Consider the following 18,037-nt stretch of genomic DNA (forward strand, 5'->3'; position numbering starts at 1 on the left):
TTGAACAGGTTTTTTTATACTTTTAAAGTAAGATTTCCGTTTTGGATTTTGGGTAAATTGTAAACATGAAAAATATGATTTTTGTAATTGGTATGGCCTTGATTCTCTCTTGCTGCCAAAAAGATAATAAAGAGATTTTAGTTTCTAAAAATGAAAACAAAACAGAAATAATTGCAGAACAGACACCCAGAATTGAAATTGATTACAGTAAATATTATGCAGAAGCAAAAGGATACGTTCGGCAAAATAATTTAAATACAGATAAATTTATTCTTATTGATTTAGGATTGCATTCTGGTTACAAGAGATTCTTTGTGTATGATTTTAAAGAGAATACTATTTCAAAATCTTATATGGTAAGTCATGGGTGCGGCGATAGTCCCTGGGGAGGAACCTATTCTAAAGACAAGCCGAAAATAAGTAACGAATTTGATTCGCATTGTTCGTCACTGGGTAAATACGTTATTTTAGATCGCGGTGTAAGCCAGTGGGGGATAAAAGTCAATTATGTTTTGCAAGGAAAAGAAAAAAGTAATTCTAATGCCCGAAAACGAGCTATTGTACTGCATTCATGGGAAGCCGTTCCAAAAGATGAGGTTTACCCATACGGAACCCCTGAAGGCTGGGGCTGTCCTGCTGTATCAAACGAAAGCATGAAAGAAATTGATGAACTTTTGAAAACAAATAAAAATGTTCTGATGTGGATCATTAAATCATAAGTTTTCAAAAGATCTTTTTCTTCTAATGAAAATAAAATAACTGTTTTAAAAAACTATTGAACCCTGAATTTCTCTCTATACTCAATAGGTTTCATACCCACCATTTTGTAAAAAACTTTCCTAAATGCTTTAGGATCATTATAGCCGGTTTTTTCAATGATTTCTGAAATCGAAAGCTGTGTTTGTTCCAGATATTTTTTTGAACTTTCGACTCTAATATTCTGCAGATATTCAATTGGCGGAATTCCCGTTACTTGTTTAAAACGACGTGTCATGTTTCGGGCGCTGGTTGGAATATCTTTCGTGATTTCTTCCAGTTTTTCAATACTGTGGTACTGGCTTTCAATTTTTTGCTGTAACATGGCAACCAAAGTATCATTGTGTAAATGATTCGGTCTAAAAGTGCTGAAATAACTTTGTTTGTAACGATTTAAGTCGATAGAGAAGATTTTTGCAATTTGTACTGCAATTTCATTTCCGCAATATTTTTGAACCAAAAGAATCAGTAAATGGAAAGTTGAGGTTGAGCCACCGCTGGTATACAAACTTCCGTCGGCTGTTAAAGTTTCTTCTGGTTTTAGTTTTACCATCGGGAAAGCTTTTGTAAAAGCACTGCAGGCGTCGACATGTGTTGTAGCCAGTTTTTCATTTAATAATCCTGAAGCAGCAAATAAAAATGCCCCCGTACAAAAACTTGCCAGTTCGGCCCCAGACTCATGCTGTTTTTGCAGCCACGGAATAAATTTTTTATTCTTAGCAATCATTTCGTTCATATTATCGGTCGTGAAAGCTGGAATCAGAATTAAATCTAAATTTTTTGATGTCTCGATAGAATTGATTTCATACCCAAATAAACGTTCCTGATTTATTTGCTCAGCCGATTGAAAAATCATAATCTCGAAAGGCTTTTCGGTTTCTTTTGTTAGTTTGTTTGCCGTTTCAAAAACTTCTAAAATGGCAGCTATACTTAATAATTTATAATCGTGAGGAACGATTAAACCTACTTTCTTGCTCATGATTTTGTGGTTTTTAGGAAAATTAATTGGTAGACAAATGTAAGTATTTTGTCTTAAATGCCCCTAAAGTTGACTTTTATTGTATCCTAAAGGCCGTTTTAAAATTCTAAATTTGTTTTAAATAAATTGTAACTTTATATATTATGGAAACCAAGATGTATTTAAATCTAGCTGTAAAAGAGCTAAATAAGTCAATAAAATTTTTTAATGAATTAGGATTTCCTGTCAATCCAAAATTTACAAATGAAAAAGGAGCTTGTATAATTATTGGAGAAAATATTAATCTAATGATTTTGGCAGAAGAGTTTTATCAAACTTTTACAGATAAAAAAATCTGTGATTCTCATACAACCAGTGAAGCCCTTATTTCTATTTCTTTAGATTCAAGAGAACAAGTAAATGAAATGATAGACAAAGCTGTTAAAGCCGGCGGAACTGATTATAAAAGAGAACAAGATTATGGATGGATGTACCAAAGAACTTTTCTCGATTTAGATGGACATCATTGGGAAGTTTTTTATATGGATGAAACTCAGATTCCGGAACAGATGTAATTAAAAAAATAAAAATGATCACAGTTCAAAATACAATTGATGCATCTATAGATAAAGTATGGAATTTCTGGATTCTTCCGGAGCATATACAAAACTGGAATTATCCTTTTGATGAATGGCATACACCTCATGCAGAAAATGATTTACAAGTAAAAGGTAAATTTAAATATAAAATGGCAGCAAAAGATAAAAGCGAAAGCTTCGATTTTGAAGGTGAATATACCAAAGTTGAAAAATTTAAATTAATTGAATATAAGCTTTTGGACGACAGAACCGGAAGTGTTCTTTTTGAAAATTACGGAGACAAAGTAAAAATTACAGAAGTATTTGAGCCCACAAAAAATGATTCTGAAAGCATGCAGAAAAATTGGTGACAGGCTGTGATTGATAACTTTAAAAAATATGTTGAAAATAATAAAGAAGTGTAATTTTAAAAATAATAGATAATGATAACAGTACAAAATACAATCAATGCATCAATAAACAAAGTTTGGGATTTTTGGACCTTACCTGAACATATTACAAAATGGAGTTTTGCTTCTCCAGACTGGCACACGCCTTATGCCGAAAATGATATAAAACAAGGCGGAAAATTCAAATCGACTATGGCCGCTAAAGACGGAAGTATGAGCTTTGACTTTGAAGGCGAATATACTTTTGTTGAACCAAACAAAACCATAAAATATGTTATGGCTGACGGAAGAAAAGTGGAAATTACTTTTAAAGAAACTTTAGAAGGGGTGGAAGTTACAGAAAGCTTCGACCCGGAAACTCAAAATCCAGAAGAAATGCAGCGTGGAGGCTGGCAGGCAATTCTGGATAACTTTAAAAATTACGTCGAAAACAATTAGTTTCAATCCAAGAAAGCAGTTCCCTAACTTTAATAAACTTACCTCACTATATGCTTTAAAAACAATAATTATCTAACAAAAAACAAAAAAAACAATGACAAAACAAATTTGGTTAAACCTGCCAGTAAAAAATGTGGCAAAAGCAAAAGATTTTTTCTGGAAAATTGGTTTCTCGTTTAATGAACAACACGATACACCAAGCTCGACCTGCATGGTGGTTGGCGAAAATCATTTTGTAGTAATGCTCTTTGAAGAAATTCTTTTTTCAGGTTTTTCTCAAAACGATGTTACGGATACAAAATTAAGTTCAGAGGTATTGATTTCTATTGATGCCGAAAGCAGGGAAGAAGTAGACCAACTGGCAAAAAAAGTTCAGGAAGCCGGCGGAAATGTTTTTGCTGAACCAGCAGAAAGCCAAGGCTGGATGTACGGTTTTGGTTTTGCAGATTTAGATGGTCATCGTTGGAATGTTTTATTTATGGATTTTTCTAAACTGTCTTAATTATGGAAACTTTAGAATTTAAAATTAGAATTAAAGCTCCCGCTCAAAAAATATGGGAAGTTTTATGGAATGATGAAACGTATAAAAAATGGACAAGTGTTTTTTGCGAAGGATCTCATACCATAAGCAGCTGGAACGAAGGAGATAAAATACATTTTATGTCACCAAACGGAGAAGGAATGTATAGTATAATTGAAACAAAAACTCCAAACGAATATATGGCTTTTAAGCATATAGGCGAGATAAAAGATTTTAAAGAACTGCCTCTCGATGAAGAAACAAAAAAATGGAGCGGTGCAATGGAAACCTACAAATTAATTCCAGACGGCGAATATACAGATTTGATTGCTCGCACTGATTCTGTCGAAAAATTTGTTGATTATTTCAAAGATGTTTTTCCTAAAGGTCTGGAAGTTGTAAAACAATTATCAGAAGAAAAAAAATAACAATTTATAATTTACAATTAACAATTAAAAAAAATAGCATGGCAGCAATTAATCCTTATTTAATGTTTAACGGAACCTGCGAAGAAGCGTTTCTGTTTTACAAATCAGTTTTTGGCGGAGAATTTCCTTATATCGGAAAATATAAAGATGCACCGGCAGAAGAAGGAGAAAAGCTTTCAGAAGAAGCTTTAAACCGAATTATGCACGTTTCACTTCCAATTGGCAATACCATTTTAATGGGAAGTGACAGTCATCCAAGATATGGAGATGTTGGTTTTGGAGATAATTTTTCCATTTCGATTAATACAGAAAGTACAGATGAAGCTGACAGAATTTTCAACGGACTTTCTGCTGGAGGAAAAGTAGAAATGCCTATGAATAAAACTTTTTGGGGTGCTTATTTTGGAATGTTCAAAGACAAATTTGGAGTAAACTGGATGGTAAACGTCGATGAGAACCAACCAAACAAATAATGAAAAAGTTATGTTATTATAATAGAAGAGCATAATTGTTAAATTACTTAAAAAAGCGCATGAATATGCGCTTTTTCTTTGAAAAAAAAACAAGGATTATTCTTTTTTATCACCAAGAGATTGCCGATTTTTGTCGCTTTCAAATCAATAAGATAAAATGGCAGCAGAGGAAAATAAAGAAATTATTTTATTAAAAGTTTCTGGACACGATAAAATAGGGGTTACGGCAGGTTTAACAGCTGTATTGGCAGCTTACGATGCTAATATTTTAGATATTGGCCAAGCCGATATTCATGACACACTTTCTTTAGGTATCTTATTCGAAATTGCTGCAGGTTCTTCGTCTGCGCCGGTTTTAAAAGACTTATTATTTAAAGCCTACGAACTGGAAATAAAAGTTAAGTTTATTCCAATTTCTATAGAAGATTACGAAAAGTGGGTAAAATCACAGTCTAAGCAGCGCTACATCATCAATATTTTAGGTGAAAAGCTTGCAGCTTCACAATTGGCAGCTGTTACTAAAATAATGTCAGACCAAAACCTAAATATCGACTCCATTATACGTTTAACCGGAAGAACTTCAATTGTCGAAAAAGAACAATATCCGCGTTCTTGTATTCAGTTGTCAGTGACAGGAGAAATTGTAAATAAAATTGTCATGACGGCAAGTTTTATGGAGATTTCAAGAACTTTAAATGTTGATATTTCTTTTCAGGAAGATAATATTTACAGAAGAAACCGCCGTTTGGTCTGTTTCGACATGGATTCAACTTTAATCCAAACTGAAGTTATCGACGAATTGGCAGAACTAAACGGAGTAGGCGATCAGGTTCGTGCGATAACAGAATCGGCTATGAATGGTGAAATTGATTTTAATGAAAGCTTCAAAAAGCGTATGGCTTTGTTAGAAGGTTTAAGCGAAGAAGTGCTGCAAAATGTTGCCGTTAATTTACCAATAACACAAGGTGCACATCGTTTAATGAAAGCCTTGAAATACTACGGATATAAAACTGCAATTCTTTCAGGAGGATTTACTTATTTTGGAGAATACCTTCAAAAAGAATTAGGAATCGATTATGTTCACGCTAATCAATTAGAAATTAAAGACGGTAAATTAACAGGTAAGTATCTGGGCGATATCGTAGACGGACAAAAGAAAGCCGAATTTTTAAAAGCCATTGCTGAAAAAGAAGGAATTCATATCAACCAGACTATCGCAGTTGGAGATGGTGCAAACGATTTGCCAATGCTAAACCTGGCTGGCTTAGGAATCGCTTTTCATGCTAAACCAAAAGTTAAAGAAAGTGCTTCAACTTCAATCTCTAGTTTAGGACTTGACGGTGTTTTATATCTTTTAGGATATCACGACAGATATATCGATATGATGTAATCAAGATGTTACAACAGAATTCAATAATAAATCAATTGCCTCCTGCTTTAGCTGGAGGTATAAGAGTTGATAAAGATTAAGGCTTTAGCCAAATCACTCCGCATACAATTGAGCTAAAGCCTTAAACAAGATATATTATAAACCCCTGGCTAAAGCTGGGGGCTATTGAAAAATCTTAATTAAAATTCGTGAAATTCGTGTCTAACTTTTAACTGCACACATCTCCTTGAGCTGCTCCAAATAATCTCTCTGATTTGAAAGCCTCGGAATTTTATGCTGTCCGCCTAGTTTGTCTCTTTCTTTCAGCCAATCGTAGAATAAGTTTTCGCGGGCAACATTAATAACCAAAGGATTTAAAGTCATATTGTTGTAACGTTTTGCTTCGTAATCAGAATTTAAGGTTTGCAGGGTTTCATCCAGAACTTTTTGGAAAAGACCAACATCAGCCGGTTTTTTCTTGAATTCGATCATCCATTCGTGAGCGCCTTTTTCTTTGTCCTGCATAAAAATAGGAGCAACCGTGTAATCAATAACTTCGGTTTGGGTAATCTGGCAGGCTTTGGCAATGGCCTGATCTGTGTTTTCGACCATTAATTCTTCGCCAAAAACATTTATATGATGTTTGGTTCTTCCGGTAACTCTAATTCTGTATGGATTCAAGGAGGTAAAACGAACCGTATCGCCAATTAAATAACGCCATAAACCAGAATTTGTGGTAATAACAATGGCGTAGTTTTTATTTAGTTCAACATCGGCTAAACGAATTACTTTTTGATCTGGAGTTCCAAAAGTATCCATCGGAATAAATTCATAGAAAATTCCGTAATCCAGCATTAACAATAAATCGCTTGAATTATTTAAATCCTGAATCGCAAAAAAGCCTTCAGAGGCATTATAAATTTCGTAATATCTAAAATCCTTGCTTGGTAAAATTTTCTTGTATTGTTCTTTGTATGGAGAAAAACTCACACCTCCGTGAAAATATACTTCAAGATTCGGCCAAAGTTCTAATAAACTTTGTTTTCCCGTATTTTCAAGAACCTTATTCATTAAAACCAGCATCCAGGAAGGCACTCCTGCAAAACTGGTTACATTTTCATTTTTGGTTTCGTTAATGATTGCGGCAATTTTGGTTTCCCATTCGCTCATTAAAGAAGTTTTACTGCTTGGCGTACTGCTGAATTCAGCCCAAATTGGCATGTTTTCAATCAAAATAGCCGATAAATCACCAAAGAAAGTATTGTTGTTTTCATAAATTTGAGAACTTCCGCCCAGGCGTAAACTCTTTCCAAGAAATAACTCAGAGTCTTCATTGTTATTCAAATACAAACAAAGTAAATCCTTGCTTCCTTTATAATGACAATCTTCAAGTGCTTCGTTGCTTACCGGAATAAATTTACTTTTCGCATTTGTAGTACCGCTCGATTTTGCAAACCATTTAATTGGTGATTCCCAAAAAACACCTTGTTCACCCTGACGTGTGCGCTCGATCAAAGGCTGTAATTCTTCGTAACTTGCAATTGGAACTCTTTCTGCAAAAGTTTGATAAGAATTTATCGATTCAAAGTCATATTTTTTTCCAATAACCGTATTTTCAGATGCCAATAATAAATTATGCAATAGTTCTTCCTGAACTTCATTAGGATACTTTAAAAAAAGTTCAATTTGATGGATTCTTTGTTTTAGGACCCATGAAGCAAAAGAGTTTATTATAGATAAAGGCATGGACTATGGTATTGTTTTAGATGTTAGTTTTTGCCGTTGCAGGCAAAATCAGGAAACTTAAAATTTGAATATCGCAATACAAATCTTAACTTTGCTGTTGTATCAAAAATAGTGTTTTTTGTAATAAAAACCGCTTCAATTGCACTAAGATTTTAATCCAAAAAATGATTTTTCAAAAAAAATAGAATTAAAATCTTCAGCATTAAATCTAAAATCGAACATCTAAAATCTACAATTTAAACCTAATGACATATCAAGGCGTACTTACCAAAATGCAGACTGAACTCGGAAACCCAATTCAGTATTATTTAGTTTTCGAAGATAGTTTTCTCAATGTTAATCAATTATTAGATAAAGAAATTGAGATTAATTTTGCCGGTTTCGAATGTTTAAATTGTCATAAAAAGAAAAAAATATTCAGACAAGGTTTTTGTTATGATTGTTTTTATTCAAGCCCTGCTGTAGGCGATTGGATTATGAGACCTGAGTTAAGTACAGCACATTTAGGAATTGCAGATCGAGATCTGGAATACGAACAAAAAGCACAATTACAGCCTCATGTTGTTTATCTCGCTTTGTCTAGTGAAGTAAAAGTGGGAGTTACGCGTAAGAGCCAAGTTCCAACAAGATGGATTGATCAGGGAGCAACACAGGCCATCGCTGTTGTTGAGGTGCCGAATCGTTATTTAGCAGGAATTACAGAGGTAGCACTGAAAAATCATTATGCCGATAAAACAAACTGGAGAAAAATGCTGCAGTGTAATACAGAAGGATGTGATTTGATCTTTGAAAAATCGAAAGTAGAAAACTTAATTCCGGCAGAAGTAAAAGAGTTTTTTTATGCTCAGAAAAATGATGTTTACGAATTAAATTACCCGGTTTTAAATTATCCTGCTAAAATTGCAAGTTTAAATTTAGATAAAACCCCTTCGTTTCAAGGAAAATTAGTTGGAATTAAAGGTCAGTATTTAATTTTTGAAAACGGAACTGTTTTTAATATCCGAGGTTCCGAAGGTTATGTTGTCAATATAAACGTCTAGTATTATCCGTCGTTTGTCTATCTATATTTAGTATTAGTATATTCGTTTTTAATATTTATCGAAATCATCGTATTTTTAGAATTTCTATGAATAAGTGTGTGAATTTTGAAAGATTTGATAACAATTATATAATAATTACTTATTCAAAGAAATTAATTTTAAAAATTAAAACAGCCTAGATTTGAAATTGTCTATCTAGGCTTTTTTTGATAAGACCAAATTCTTTTAATCCTTAATTATTGTATAGATGAGTGTTTCAGGTAAAATAAATCATTTTAGGCGGGGCTTAATGCGTGGCCTGACTAAGAATATTGGAAAACCCAAAACAGAAAGAAATATTATTTTGGTTGATAAAACCGAAATAAAACGAGTTTTAATCTGCAGACCCAACGGAAGACTTGGTAATCTGTTATTAATTACACCGCTCGTTCAGGAAGTAGAGGAAATGTTTCCAAATTGTAAAATTGATTTATTTGTAAAAGGTGGATTAGCGCCAATTATTTTCGAAAATTATCCAGTCGTTAATAAAACAATCCATCTGCCTAAAAAACCTTTTAAAAATTTAATCGAATATATTAAGGTTTGGATTTCGATTACAAGTGAGCCTTACGACATGGCAATAAATGTCGACCAAAATTCTTCTTCTGGAAGATTAGCTGTAAAATTCTCAAGAGCAAGATATAAATTCTACGGAGATCTTGATGGTGAATTATCAGAACCTAAAAATGATTATGACCATATAGCTAAATATCCAGTTTATAACTTTCGTACCTATTTAACCAAACTTGGACTTCCAAAAAGAAATAAGATAGTAGAATCTTTAGATCTTAAACTTAATGTTGCTGAAATTGCTAACGGAAAGAAAATTTTAGATCACATAATTGATCCTTCTAAACGCACAATTTGTTTGTTTACTTATGCTACAGGAGCAAAATGTTTTTCTGAAGAATGGTGGGAGAGTTTTTATTCTAAACTAAAAGCCGAATATAAAAATTATAACATCATCGAAATATTACCAATTGAGAATGTTTCTCAAATTGGATTTCAGGCTCCAACATATTACAGTAAAGATATTCGCGAAATGGGATCTGTGCTGGCAAATGTAGATTTGTTTATTGGTGCAGACAGCGGTATTATGCACCTGGCGAGTTCTGTTCAAACGCCTACGATTGGTTTGTTCTCTGTTTCAGAATTAAAAAAATATGAACCTTATGACAGCGGCAGTGTAGGAGTAGATACAAAAGAATGTTTACAGCCGGAATATTTCAAAATTATTAATTCAATTTTAGAAAACGGAAAATTAAGAGTATATCCTAAAGCAGTATAAAAAATAGCAGTATAAAAAATAGCAGTATAAAAAAATAAAGGCCAATCATAATGATTGGCCTCTTTTTTTATACTTAGTTTTTCTTCTTGAAAAGTCCGTTTATTAAATCAGTTGCTTTTTTAGTAGTTTCCTGAGCTTTTTGTTCTTTTTCAGTTTTTGCTGCCTGCGTTGTGTCTTTCGCTTTTGTGTTTTTATTTATCAAATCAGTTAAAGCTGCTGCTCCTTTTTGAGTCAGTTTTTCTTTCTGCTGATTTGCCACTTGCGAAGCTAAACTTGTAACTGCACTTTTCATATCTGTCGTAATCTTTGGACTTGAAAAGTTTCCTCCAATAATAGCATTAATTGGAATGTTTTCCAGTTTTGCCGCATCTGCAGGAGACATTTTTGCGATAAGAGCATTTGCCTCGCTTCCTAAATATTTAGCAGGAACATCCAGTTTTAAGTTATAGTTCATCGTTTGGTCAAAACCATGAGTTCCGCCAACCGTTACTTTAATATCTTGATATTTAATATCGAAAGGTTTTACATTTACTTTTCCGTCATCAAAAGTCAGAGCCATTTTTAAATCATTTAAATTCAGTTTACTTGCATCAAGAAATTTGATGTTTGAAGTTAAAGAATTTAATACTGTAGAATTTTTAGGATTAACAGTTGTAGAAAGTAATTGGCCTAATAAATCCCCAGAAATTGATTTTAAATCAGGAGTTAATTCTTTTGCGTCTAAGTTTCCGTTTAATTTAATAGTAGAATTTAATTTACCATTGATAATTCCGGCAATTGGTGCAATTTTTTTCATCATGTCCAATTGCGTAAATGTCTGCGCAATATCAACCTGATTGAAACCTAAGTTCATATCAAATGTAGGCACTTTTGATTTAGTCGAAACAGCTCCCGTTAAACCAATTGTTCCTCCAAAGATTGAAGTTTTAAAGTTTTCAAGCAATGCTTTTTCATCTTTAATAATCAATTTTCCGGAAACATCTTTAAGTTTTAGGTTGTCATATAAAACGGTTGTTGCTTTTGCATTTAAAGTACAGTTTAAGAAAGCTGGAATTTTCATTGCCTCAGCTGGTTTTGCAGGAGTTTTTTCTTCTGCTTTTGCCGGTTCTCCAGAAGTCATAAAATCATCAACAGCCAATTGATTAGAACTCATATTGAAGTTTCCTTTCAATTCTTGTTTTTTAAACATAAAACCATAGAAATTTTCTAAAACTCCGTTTATAGCAATATCGCTTTTCCCGGTTGTAGCATTAAACTGTTTTAAGTTAATGGTACTTGGGTTAAACTCAACTAAAGCCGTGCTGATATTCATAGATTTATTGTTTTCATCAGTATATTTAAATCCTGATAAACTCATAGTTCCGGCGTTTTTGATGTTTTGATACTGGCTTTTTTCAACAGAAGCCATATCAAAATTAGTTGTAACATCAGCTTTTAGAATACCTGCCAAAGGTTTATCCATTTTAATTGGATATGCTTTAGAAAGATTTGCTAAGTTGATTGTTCCTTTTAATGCAGCATCTACAAGCGGATTAACTGTAATGTTTCTAATATTTGCTTTGGCGCTGAAAACATCCTGATCAATTCTAAAAGACAGCTTGTCTAAGTTTACGTAAGTGTCGTTCAGGATTCCGGTTTCGTTGATAATTTTAGTATCAATTACAATATTCTGAACTGATTTTGGTAAGTTCGGATATTGAAAAGAAGCATTGTTTGAAGCAATGGCAATATTGAATGCAGGAACTGTAGTATCTGTTAGTTTTCCTTTTGCAAAACCTACAACAGTAAATTCTCCGGTTGTTTTAACACCGTCAAGACTTGAAGCATAAGCCGAAGGAATTAAGCCTAAGAAATTGGTAAACGACGAAGTCGGCGTTTTAAATTTCAAGTCATAAATCTGGCCTTCTTTAACCATTTGAATAAATCCGTCAAATTCTAACGGCAATTGGTTAATCAAAGCTTTATTTTCTTTAAAAGTATATTTACTTTGGTCTAAATCAATTCCTAAAATCGCGTCTAAAGTCAATTTTATATTTTTCATATAATTAACTGTATCCATATCTAATGATACGTTAGCTGTGGTTTTTGTATCTAAATCTAATTTCGAATTGGTAAAATCTCCAGTTCCTTCGTGATTTAAACTATCAATAACCATTTTGATTTTTGAACCCTGATCGATATATCTAAAAGTAAAGTTTTCGATTTTGTAATTCTGAATCTTCAAAGAAAGCGGACTGCTTTTGACGTCCTTTTTGTTATCTTCTTTTTTATCTTTTAAGGCAATATCAAAATTTCCAACACCGTCTTTATTAAAGATAATGTTGATTAAACCATTTTCAGAAGTAATTCCCTGAATGTTTAAAGGCTCATCATTTCCTTTAAAAAGCTCTTTGATGCTCATTTTAAGATTCAATTCTCCTAATGAAACCAAAGTGTCACCTTCAAAAGGCGCTTTGTTAATAATGACCAATTTTTCGATTCCAACTGCTGCATTTGGAAAGTTTTTAAATAAACTTAAATCAGCATCAGCAAAGCTGACTTTAGCGTCAACACTTTCGTTGATAGCATCGGCAATTTTCGCCTTAATTTGATCTTTAAACAAGAACGGAATGGCAAATAATGCGGCCACAAAAACCACAAGGACAATGGCGGTTACTTTTAAAATTTTCTTTAACATATTTATAGATTTGAGGTTTAATTTTGAAAATTGACTCTTGCAAAAATAGTTTTTTTATTGAACTACAGGGATAAATTTTTCTTAATAATGTAAGAAAAATATGCTAATTAAAATAAAAAATCCGTTTGATATATTTCAAACGGATTTAGAGTATTTTTTGTTGTAACTATTTCTTTATAAATGAAACAATCTTGTTTATCATTGTTTCAGAAACAGGAAGGGTTTCATTATTATAACTGGTCATATTAGCCTGTTTATCACCGTCAATAATTTTTAATATATGGTTCATTTTATCAATAATAACCAATTCAGCATTTTTATTGGCCTGAGATAGATTTTCGGCATCTTTAACTGAAACCTGTAAATCATTATTTCCCTGAATTATTAAAACCGGAACAGTCAGTTTCTTAATTTCGATTTGCGGATCGTATTTAAACCACGAAATTAAATACGGCTGAATACTGGCTCTGAAAAGTGAATTTAAAAGCGGATCGACTTTGTTTACTTTGTTTCCGGTCTTCAGGCTGTCAATAATAGGAAACGTCATGTCTTCAACTTGTTTGTTCGATTTAGAAGAAATCTGTGATTTTAAAAGTTTATCAGCAGATTCTCCGGCTCCGGCAATCGAAATAAATTTATTTGCTTTTGCGCCTGCAATCATTCCAATTAAAGAACCTTCGCTGTGGCCAATAACCGTTAGCTGTGTAAAACGTTTATCTTGTTTCAAAAAATTAATCCAGCTTTTGACATCTTCGGTGTAATTTTCAAAAACCAGACTCGATTCTGTTACTGCCGATGCTTTGCTTTCGCCGATTCCTCTTTTGTCAAATCTCAAAGAAGCAATTCCGTTTTTAGCCAGCGCTTCGGCCAGCATTTTTAAGGAATTGTTTTTCATCATCGGGTTATTTCCGTTTCTGTCTGTTGGCCCGGAACCTGCAATTATTAAGGCAACCGGACATTTATTTACATCGTCTGGAACGGTAAGTGTGCCGTAAAGCTGATCGATGTTGATTTTTAAAGTAACATTTGTTTCTTTAAAAGTATCTTGTTTTGTGTTTTGGGCATTTAAAATGGTCAAAAACAGAAAAGCAGTAAACAGAAATATCTTTTTCATTTTAATTGGAATTATTTAATGTTTATTCCGAAAGGCATCATTGCCTGAACTCCTTTTTGTTTTTGAAATCTTTTTACTTGTTCAATAAGTAAATAATTTTCTTCGCCGATTTCTTCTTTAATAAAAGCTTCTTTAGATTGAGCAAAAGGAAGATCAGCCATTAAATCGCTGAATTTTTTTTCATACTCAGGATAATTCTGTGTGCTGTAATCTTTAATTTTTGCAATTTTAGCAGCCTCGGCAATTGCATCATTTAAACCGCCTATTTTATCTACTAATCCAATTTTTACAGCTTCTGTTCCAGACCAAACTCTTCCTTGTGCAATAGAATCTACTTGTGCAAAAGTCATTTTTCTGCCTTCGGCAACATGCGTCACAAAAGTCTTGTAGATCTGCTCAACACCTTCAAGTGTAAACGCTTTGAACTTTTCGTCAACAGGAACAAACGGACTGTAGTTTGCTGAGTTTTCGTGTGTTTTTACCTGTTCTGTATTAATTCCTAATTTGTTTGCCAGAGGCGTAAAGTTTGGAAGTACGCCAAAAACCCCTATAGAACCTGTAATAGTGTTGCTCTCTGCAAAAATTTTATCAGCATTGCAGGCAATATAATAACCTCCGGAAGCGGCATAATTTCCCATTGATACCACAACTGGTTTTACTTTTTTGGTAATTTCAATTTCTCTCCAGATTAAATCTGAAGTTAAAGCGCTTCCGCCCGGGCTGTCAATTCTTAAAACGATAGCTTTTACATCTTCATTTTTTCTTGCTTCCTGCAGCGAACGGCGCATTGAACCTTCGCCAATAACGTTTACATCACCTTCACCGCCGGCAATTTCGCCCTGAGCGTAAATAATAGCAATTTGATCATCAGCAATATTGGTTAATGCTGTGTTCATATTATTTTGAGTATAATCTAAAATTGAGATTTTGTTATAATCGTCATCGCCTTTTACTTTCAAAGCTTTTTTGATGGCATTATGATAAACATCTTCATAAGCTACAATGTCAACCAAATGCTGTGCTTTTGCCATTTCCGGAGTTCTCGCTAATAAACCGTTTGCAATTTCGTTTAATTTATCAACCGGAATATTTCTGCTTTTTGAAATGTCGCTGCAAACTGTTGACCAAATAGAGTTTAAAAGTGCTGTAACTTGTTCTCTGTTGGCATCGCTCATTTTGTTTTCTAAAAAGGGCTCAACGGCACTTTTGTATTTTCCGTGACGAATTACTTCCATGTGAATACCTGATTTTTCCTGAAAATCTTTGAAGAACATCACTTCAGATGAAAGTCCTTTAAAATCTAAATCTCCCGCCGGATTCAAATAAATGGTATTAGCAACCGAGTTTAAATAGTATTCTTTCTGTGAATAAGTATTGGCGTAAGCCCAGACAAATTTTCCTGATTTTTTGAAGCTTTCAAGAGCATTTCTTAAATCTTTGTACTGTGCCAGTCCTAATGAAGACTGATCGTTTAAGATCGAAATTCCTTTAATGTTGCTGTCTGTTTTTGCAGCTTCGATGGCATTAATTATATCAGTTAAACCAACTCCTTTTTTATCTGAAAAAACAGTTACCCACGGATCTTTATATTTTCCGGCGTAATCATTATTAATTTGTTTTAAGTCTAATTCGATGACAGAATCATTTTTAACCGAGACTTTATCGTCTCCGCCAAAGATGGCTCCAATTAGGATTACTCCAAAAAAGAAGATCATAATAAATACAAAAATACCAATAACTGTGGCAAGTACATTTCCTAAAAACTTCATAAGTATATATTTTTTAAATAAGTAGCGTAAAAGGGTTAATTGTTACAAATTTTACACATAAATTTAAATTCGTTCTATGTGCCGTTTCACAAATATATTGGTTAATTCTAAAATAGTTTTAGTTAATTTGCATTAATTATGAAATCACAGCATCAAGTCGTTTTATCCATAGGCAGCAATCAGGGAAACAGGTTAGAAAACATCAAAAGTTGTATCAATTTGATACATCAGGAAGTGGGAACTGTTATCAGGGTTTCGAAGTTGTACGAAACGCCTGCCTGGGGTTTTGAGAGTGATGCTTTTTATAATTGTGCCTTGCTTTTGCATACTACTTCATCGGCACAAAAAATATTAAATCAGGTTTTAAAAGTCGAAAAACAGTTAGGACGAATCAGGTTGAATCAGGAAGGATACCAATCCCGAATTATTGATGTTGATGTAATTTTTTTTGATGATGAAATTATTGAAACCGAAAAACTTCACATTCCGCACCCTTTGATGCAGAATAGAAATTTTGTTTTACTGCCGATGCAGGATTTAAAGTTAGACTGGAAACATCCTGTATTTCAAAAAACGGTTTCAGAGTTAATTTCAGTTTCACCGGATGACAGCGTTTGCACTGTTGTTCAGGATTTGAAATGTCCTTTAAATGAAATTCCGCTTCAAAAGTTCAATTATATTGCTTTTGAAGGAAATATTGGTGCAGGAAAAACTACTTTGGTTCACAAAATTGCAGAGGATTTTAATGCAAAAACAGTTTTAGAACGTTTTGCAGATAATCCGTTTCTGCCTAAGTTTTACAAAGATCAGAATCGATATGCATTTCCGCTCGAAATGTCATTTTTAGCCGATCGTTATCAGCAGTTATCAGATGATTTAGCTCAGTTTGATTTGTTTAAAGATTTTATTGTAGCCGATTATCATATTTTTAAATCACTGATTTTTGCTAAAATTACCTTGCAGGAAGATGAATATCGTTTGTACCGAAATCTATTCGATATTATTTACAAGGAAATGCCCAAACCCGATTTGTATATTTACTTGTATCAAAATACAGATCGACTGCTTCAAAATATTAAAAAACGAGGCAGGACGTATGAACAGAATATCGAAGGCGAATATCTGGATAAAATCAACAATGGTTATTTGGAATATATAAAATCTCAAAAAGATTTAAATGTTCTTATTGTCGACGTTTCTGATCGCGATTTTGTAAAAAAACAAGAAGATTATCTTTTTGTATTAAACGAAATACAGAAGAAGCTGGTTTAACTTTTAATTTAATTTTTGAAAGCGTTATTTTGGCCAGTTTAGTTTTTGAAACAAATCCCAAACCACAATTCCTGCACTGACAGCAATATTTAAAGAGTGTTTTGTGCCTAATTGAGGAATTTCGATACATCCGTCGCAAATGGCAACTGCTTCCTGCGATACGCCATAAACTTCATTTCCAAAAACAAGAGCGTACTTCTGATTTTTCTCAACCTGAAAATCCTGAAGGAAAACTGCACTTTCAACTTGTTCAATGGCAAGAGTAAGAACTTTTTCTTTTTTTAGATTTTCAATAACTTCCAAAACATTTTCATGATGTTCCCAAGCAACCGTTTCGGTCGCGCCCAATGCAGTTTTGTGAATTTCTTTGTTTGGAGGTGTTGCAGTAATCCCGCATAAAATTATTTTCTCAACCAAAAAAGCATCCGAAGTTCTAAAAACAGATCCTATATTATGTAAGCTGCGAATGTCATCCAAAACTAATATTAAAGGAGTTTTGTCTGATTTTTTAAAATCTTCAATAGATTTTCTTTCTAATTCGCTATTCTCAAGTTTTCTCATTGTTGTAAATTCAGGTCATAAAAAAAGCTTCCAAAGATAAGGAAGCTTTTTCGATTATTTTATTGTTTTTCAGATTAGCTTTTTACTGGATCTGGTAAAACAGTACCTTTAATTGTAAGTACTTTTGTTGGTTGTCCTTCTGCGTTAGAAGTAATTGTTACTGTTTTTGTAAAAGCACCAACTCTGTCAGTAGCATATTTTACACCAATAACACCTTTAGCACCTGGAGCAATAGGCTCTTTTGGAGATGTAGGAACTGTACAGCCGCAAGATCCTTGAGCGTTTGTGATGATTAACGGTTTTGTTCCGTTATTAACAAAAACAAATTCACGTTTTCCGTCAGCATTGTGCGCAATTGTTCCGTAATCGATAGTTTCACTTTCGAAAGCCATACCTGCTCCTTCGATTTTAGCAACTTTAGCAGCTTTAGCGCTTGCTTTTTTAGTAGTTTGTGCATTAGAAGCTGTAATACCAGCTACAGCTAACATAGCAAATAAAATTATTTTTTTCATCTTTAAGGGTCTTTTTTTAAATGATAAACAAAGCTATGTAAAATTCTGAAACGAGAGCCTAAAAATATCTTAAAATATTTTAATTTTTG

18 protein-coding genes are annotated in these 18,037 nt (G+C 33.1%); 11 read left to right on the forward strand and 7 right to left on the reverse strand.

What is annotated here, in order from left to right:
* Nucleotides 1-65: 65 nt before the first annotated feature.
* Nucleotides 66-719 (forward strand): murein L,D-transpeptidase catalytic domain-containing protein, encoded by a 654-nt coding sequence (locus PQ462_RS03525; protein WP_274252374.1) that lies wholly within the window; start codon nucleotides 66-68, stop codon nucleotides 717-719.
* 53 nt (nucleotides 720-772) lie between these two features.
* Here PQ462_RS03525 and PQ462_RS03530 read toward each other — a convergent pair whose 3' ends face one another.
* The gene (locus tag PQ462_RS03530) at nucleotides 773-1,735 is read right to left on the reverse strand and encodes a GlxA family transcriptional regulator (RefSeq protein ID WP_274252375.1); all 963 of its coding nucleotides are present in this window, start codon (nucleotides 1,733-1,735) and stop codon (nucleotides 773-775) included.
* A 143-nt stretch (nucleotides 1,736-1,878) separates the two neighbouring features.
* Here PQ462_RS03530 and PQ462_RS03535 point away from each other — a divergent pair, with 143 nt between their 5' ends.
* The 7 genes from PQ462_RS03535 (at nucleotide 1,879) to serB (ending at nucleotide 5,951) form a co-directional block, all read left to right on the forward strand.
* On the forward strand, nucleotides 1,879-2,289 hold the full coding sequence (locus tag PQ462_RS03535) for a VOC family protein (protein WP_274252376.1): 411 nt from the start codon (nucleotides 1,879-1,881) through the stop codon (nucleotides 2,287-2,289).
* A gap of 14 nt (nucleotides 2,290-2,303) precedes the next feature.
* Nucleotides 2,304-2,663, forward strand: a complete 360-nt coding sequence (locus PQ462_RS03540) for an SRPBCC domain-containing protein (RefSeq protein WP_274252377.1) — start codon at nucleotides 2,304-2,306, stop codon at nucleotides 2,661-2,663.
* A gap of 72 nt (nucleotides 2,664-2,735) precedes the next feature.
* Nucleotides 2,736-3,140 (forward strand): SRPBCC family protein, encoded by a 405-nt coding sequence (locus tag PQ462_RS03545; RefSeq protein ID WP_274252378.1) that lies wholly within the window; start codon nucleotides 2,736-2,738, stop codon nucleotides 3,138-3,140.
* A 94-nt stretch (nucleotides 3,141-3,234) separates the two neighbouring features.
* Nucleotides 3,235-3,642, forward strand: a complete 408-nt coding sequence (locus PQ462_RS03550) for a VOC family protein (RefSeq protein ID WP_121362262.1) — start codon at nucleotides 3,235-3,237, stop codon at nucleotides 3,640-3,642.
* A 2-nt stretch (nucleotides 3,643-3,644) separates the two neighbouring features.
* Nucleotides 3,645-4,088 carry an SRPBCC domain-containing protein gene (locus PQ462_RS03555; RefSeq protein ID WP_274252379.1) on the forward strand — a complete coding sequence of 148 codons (444 nt, stop codon included), beginning with the start codon at nucleotides 3,645-3,647 and terminating at the stop codon, nucleotides 4,086-4,088.
* 38 nt (nucleotides 4,089-4,126) lie between these two features.
* Nucleotides 4,127-4,561 carry a VOC family protein gene (locus PQ462_RS03560; protein ID WP_274252380.1) on the forward strand — a complete coding sequence of 145 codons (435 nt, stop codon included), beginning with the start codon at nucleotides 4,127-4,129 and terminating at the stop codon, nucleotides 4,559-4,561.
* 157 nt (nucleotides 4,562-4,718) lie between these two features.
* Nucleotides 4,719-5,951 carry a phosphoserine phosphatase SerB gene (gene serB, locus PQ462_RS03565; RefSeq protein WP_012023788.1) on the forward strand — a complete coding sequence of 411 codons (1,233 nt, stop codon included), beginning with the start codon at nucleotides 4,719-4,721 and terminating at the stop codon, nucleotides 5,949-5,951.
* Nucleotides 5,952-6,152: 201 nt separating this feature from the next.
* Here serB and PQ462_RS03570 read toward each other — a convergent pair whose 3' ends face one another.
* Nucleotides 6,153-7,676 carry a GH3 auxin-responsive promoter family protein gene (locus tag PQ462_RS03570; RefSeq protein ID WP_071636395.1) on the reverse strand — a complete coding sequence of 508 codons (1,524 nt, stop codon included), beginning with the start codon at nucleotides 7,674-7,676 and terminating at the stop codon, nucleotides 6,153-6,155.
* Nucleotides 7,677-7,921: 245 nt separating this feature from the next.
* On the opposite strand from PQ462_RS03570, the gene PQ462_RS03575 reads away from it, so the two are divergent.
* On the forward strand, nucleotides 7,922-8,716 hold the full coding sequence (locus tag PQ462_RS03575) for a DUF2797 domain-containing protein (RefSeq protein ID WP_121362255.1): 795 nt from the start codon (nucleotides 7,922-7,924) through the stop codon (nucleotides 8,714-8,716).
* A 247-nt stretch (nucleotides 8,717-8,963) separates the two neighbouring features.
* Nucleotides 8,964-10,043 carry a glycosyltransferase family 9 protein gene (locus PQ462_RS03580; RefSeq protein WP_274252382.1) on the forward strand — a complete coding sequence of 360 codons (1,080 nt, stop codon included), beginning with the start codon at nucleotides 8,964-8,966 and terminating at the stop codon, nucleotides 10,041-10,043.
* Nucleotides 10,044-10,116: 73 nt separating this feature from the next.
* On the opposite strand, the gene PQ462_RS03585 is transcribed toward PQ462_RS03580, so the two are convergent.
* The 3 genes from PQ462_RS03585 to sppA all read right to left on the reverse strand — a co-directional run bounded on the left by PQ462_RS03585 (nucleotide 10,117) and on the right by sppA (nucleotide 15,603).
* On the reverse strand, nucleotides 10,117-12,720 hold the full coding sequence (locus PQ462_RS03585; protein ID WP_274252383.1) for an AsmA-like C-terminal region-containing protein: 2,604 nt from the start codon (nucleotides 12,718-12,720) through the stop codon (nucleotides 10,117-10,119).
* 166 nt (nucleotides 12,721-12,886) lie between these two features.
* Nucleotides 12,887-13,834 (reverse strand): alpha/beta hydrolase, encoded by a 948-nt coding sequence (locus tag PQ462_RS03590; protein ID WP_274252384.1) that lies wholly within the window; start codon nucleotides 13,832-13,834, stop codon nucleotides 12,887-12,889.
* 11 nt (nucleotides 13,835-13,845) lie between these two features.
* Nucleotides 13,846-15,603 (reverse strand): signal peptide peptidase SppA, encoded by a 1,758-nt coding sequence (gene sppA, locus PQ462_RS03595; RefSeq protein WP_274252385.1) that lies wholly within the window; start codon nucleotides 15,601-15,603, stop codon nucleotides 13,846-13,848.
* Nucleotides 15,604-15,741: 138 nt separating this feature from the next.
* Here sppA and folK point away from each other — a divergent pair, with 138 nt between their 5' ends.
* Complete coding sequence (folK, locus tag PQ462_RS03600; protein ID WP_274252386.1) at nucleotides 15,742-16,875, forward strand: 2-amino-4-hydroxy-6-hydroxymethyldihydropteridine diphosphokinase; 1,134 nt, start codon at nucleotides 15,742-15,744, stop codon at nucleotides 16,873-16,875.
* A 24-nt stretch (nucleotides 16,876-16,899) separates the two neighbouring features.
* Here the strand turns inward: folK and PQ462_RS03605 are convergent, their stop codons facing one another.
* Nucleotides 16,900-17,436: an RNA methyltransferase gene (locus PQ462_RS03605; protein WP_274252387.1), complete on the reverse strand. Its 537-nt coding sequence runs from the start codon at nucleotides 17,434-17,436 to the stop codon at nucleotides 16,900-16,902.
* A 74-nt stretch (nucleotides 17,437-17,510) separates the two neighbouring features.
* A complete protein-coding gene (locus PQ462_RS03610; RefSeq protein WP_012023798.1) occupies nucleotides 17,511-17,948 on the reverse strand; it encodes a DUF1573 domain-containing protein in 438 nt (145 codons plus the stop codon).
* Between the last annotated feature and the right edge of the window lie 89 nt (nucleotides 17,949-18,037).

Origin of the sequence: Flavobacterium sp. KACC 22758 (assembly GCF_028736135.1) — a bacterium.
Taxonomy (GTDB): domain Bacteria; phylum Bacteroidota; class Bacteroidia; order Flavobacteriales; family Flavobacteriaceae; genus Flavobacterium; species Flavobacterium johnsoniae.